3 protein-coding genes are annotated in these 2,770 nt (G+C 58.2%); 1 reads left to right on the forward strand and 2 read right to left on the reverse strand.

Going from position 1 to position 2,770, the window contains the following annotated elements:
- Window positions 1-111 precede the first annotated feature (111 nt).
- Window positions 112-687 (forward strand): hypothetical protein, encoded by a 576-nt coding sequence (locus PMI26_RS00045; RefSeq protein ID WP_033048539.1) that lies wholly within the window; start codon window positions 112-114, stop codon window positions 685-687.
- A 25-nt stretch (window positions 688-712) separates the two neighbouring features.
- Here PMI26_RS00045 and PMI26_RS00040 read toward each other — a convergent pair whose 3' ends face one another.
- Window positions 713-1,702: a fatty acid desaturase family protein gene (locus tag PMI26_RS00040; RefSeq protein WP_007981103.1), complete on the reverse strand. Its 990-nt coding sequence runs from the start codon at window positions 1,700-1,702 to the stop codon at window positions 713-715.
- A 57-nt stretch (window positions 1,703-1,759) separates the two neighbouring features.
- Entirely contained in the window at window positions 1,760-2,542 is a 783-nt protein-coding gene (locus tag PMI26_RS00035; protein ID WP_007981105.1) for a PaaX family transcriptional regulator C-terminal domain-containing protein, read from the reverse strand.
- Window positions 2,543-2,770: the final 228 nt, after the last annotated feature.

A 2,770-nucleotide genomic window follows, 5' to 3' on the forward strand; every position in this document is an offset into this window, starting at 1 on the left:
TCCACTCGATGACCCATCGTGAGTCGGGGTGCCAGCAGCGTACTGGAGCTCAACAAAGCAGGCTGGAACCGAGCTGCGAAATCAAAAAAATGGTAAAGGGGAAACCTGGCCGTGAACATTTCAGCCATCTGCATCTTGAGCAGCCTACTGGTTTCCGTCGCGGCTTCTGCTACCGGGGCCGCTTCGGTCTTCGACCTGGACTTCACCAGGTCAGCCATGGAAACGCTGGAAAAACTGGATATCAACGACGCTTGCATTATCTCCGTATCAAGTCCTGCCGCGTTTACCTTCTGCCGAGAAGGATCGTCAACACTCTGGAAGTATCAGGTGCTGGATCTGGAGCAACAGGCGGCGATGCAGGTGGGGCAAAAGCGCTCTGTGACGGACTATCAACGAATTACCGTTGTGCAACTCAATAGCGTTGCCTGCGAGCAGGATCACCTTGCAGCCCTGGCTAAACCGGCTGTCAGGCGAGGCCTTGCCCTTGGCCTGATCACCCTGTTTCTGTTGGTCGGCCTGCGGCAAACCTACCGGGCAATCAGGCAGGGTTATTACGTACAGGCCGGTGTTGCGAGGCCCGGTTTTCAGCGATTGAGCGAATCCGGGTTACCGCAAAATTCAACGGTCATGGCGTTGCTCGCCTGGGGTATGGCGGCAGCTACGGCTTTTGTGTATTTCGGCTTTTGAGTCTGGGGCGAACAGTATTCATCCATCAGACGGCGTGAGCTCGCTGGCTCACACGCTTGAGCACCTGCCAGTAAGTGGGTGGTGGCGGCACGATGCCGCGCTGCCGCAAAAGAGCATGCAACTTCGGCAGGCGAAAATACGGCACCGATGCCATCAGATGGTGCTCGATGTGGAAGTTGACCCGGATAGGCGCCACGCAAGCGCGGGCGATCAAACCGGCCTGTGTGGTTCGCGTATTGCGAAGGACGTCCGTGCCTGATTCCAGGCAGGCATGTTCCGCCATGGAACGAATGCGGATGAACAACGGGAACGGCGTGACATAGGCCAGCACCCACACGCCGTACAACCACGGCTGTCCACTGATCCAGAATGCGGCAAGGAGCAGGCCGTTGGTGAGCAGCATGCCGCTGGCGTTTCTGAAAAAGGTCCGTGGGTAGTCCCACCAGCGACGACCTGCCTGCGGCAGGCGGCGGATGTCGCTGGTGAGCGACCACTGCAGCACGCCGGCATCCATCAGCACGCGTCCCGCCAGGAACTTGAGGCCGGTAATGCCTGAAAGATCACGCAGGCACTTGCGCATCATGGAGCGGCGCGTCGTAGGCAATCCGGCAACCAGGCAGAGATCGGGATCGTCGACGGATGAGGTCCTGGCGTGATGAGTCAGGTGATAGGGACGATATTTGCGCAGCTCGTTCCAGATCGGCCGGGCGCACAACCAATCGACCAGTACGTCATTGCACCATTTGCTCTTGAACAATGTTCCGTGCGCGGCGTCGTGCTGCAAAATGCCAAGGCACAACTGGCGTCCGGCAATAATCACCACACCCACGATCAGGGCGAGACTGAATCCCCACCAGGGCAAGAGTTCGCGGGCCCAGGCCAGGCTTGTAAAGGCCAAGGCCAACACGCCCCAGGTAGACACCACCGCCCAGGCACCCCAGAGGTCTGAGCGTTCACTGAAGGCTTTGATTTCGTCGCGGCTGAGAATATCGCTGATTTTGGTTTTGTTATGCATGTCTATCCTCGACATCAAGGGCCAGGTTCCGGCCCGGGTGATGAGTCAGTTGAGTCTTCAGGGCTGTTGCAGAAAGGTGCGCCAGATCTGGTGGCCGCGATCCACGAATCGCTGGGTACAGGCAAAGAACTCTGTGCGCAGCGCTACATCGACCATAGGTTCCGGTAGCAGGGGATCGAAGACGATCTGGCGGATGCCTTCGCGGCCGAGGATGAAAGATTCGCGTGCGGCCATGTCCGGCTTCAGTTGCCCGGCGCGCAGCGTCCAGCTTTCCAATTGCTCGCAATGGCGGCGGTAGCTGTCGTCGAGCAACTCACCCTTCCACAGGTTTTGTATGCGCTGCGTCTGCGCCTCTTCGAAGCCCCGGGCCTGGAAAACCAGTGCGGCCGGTTCCAGGCCGAGTTCGATCAAACGTCGACGCAACGACTCGATATCAGGCGAGATATTGTTCGGGCGCACGTACAGGTCTTTGTCCAGCTCCGCGAAACCCAGCATGTGCAGGGCCCGTTCACGCTGGCGCAAGATGTTGCGATCACTGCGCCCCAGGGCGTTGCATGCCACCATCAGATAACTGCCGTCCCACGGCCGCAGATGCTGCTCCACGTTGCGCCACTCGAACAACTGCGCCGAGATGTCCCTGGCCTGCGGCCCCAGCTGATAACTGCCTCGGCCCGCACCTTCGAGCAATGCTTCGATAGTGAGGCGCGCCAAGGTGACCCGGACGTTGTTTTCACTGATGCCGAATAGCTCGCAGGCGACGATGGCTTCCCTGACCTGCAGGGGAACGCCGTTTTTAGCGACCAGCAGTTCGAGCACCAGGCTTTTTACGCAAGGTTTCATTGTCTTTCCAGATCATTACAGGTTGTGAATAAATCTATCGCTCCGTGTAATATTACACAATAGTAAGTTAATTCATTTTTGTTGTAATGATCAGGGTGGCGGCCTTATGTCATGCATCGGCCTGGAAAACGCCTTCGCCGGCAAGCCGGCTCCCACAGGGTTTTGCGTCGCTCACAAAACGAGGGTGAATCCGCGTTATTTGTGGGAGCTGGCTTGCCAGCGAAGACG

It is taken from the genome of Pseudomonas sp. GM33, assembly GCF_000282295.1.
Taxonomy (GTDB): Bacteria; Pseudomonadota; Gammaproteobacteria; order Pseudomonadales; family Pseudomonadaceae; genus Aquipseudomonas; species Aquipseudomonas laurylsulfatiphila.

Bases quoted from the DNA above. Each gene is read 5' to 3' on its own strand.
- PMI26_RS00035 (WP_007981105.1), bottom strand. From the start codon at position 2,542: ATGAAACCTTGCGTAAAAAGCCTGGTGCTCGAACTGCTGGTCGCTAAA.
- PMI26_RS00040 (WP_007981103.1), bottom strand. From the start codon at position 1,702: ATGCATAACAAAACCAAAATCAGCGATATTCTCAGCCGCGACGAAATC.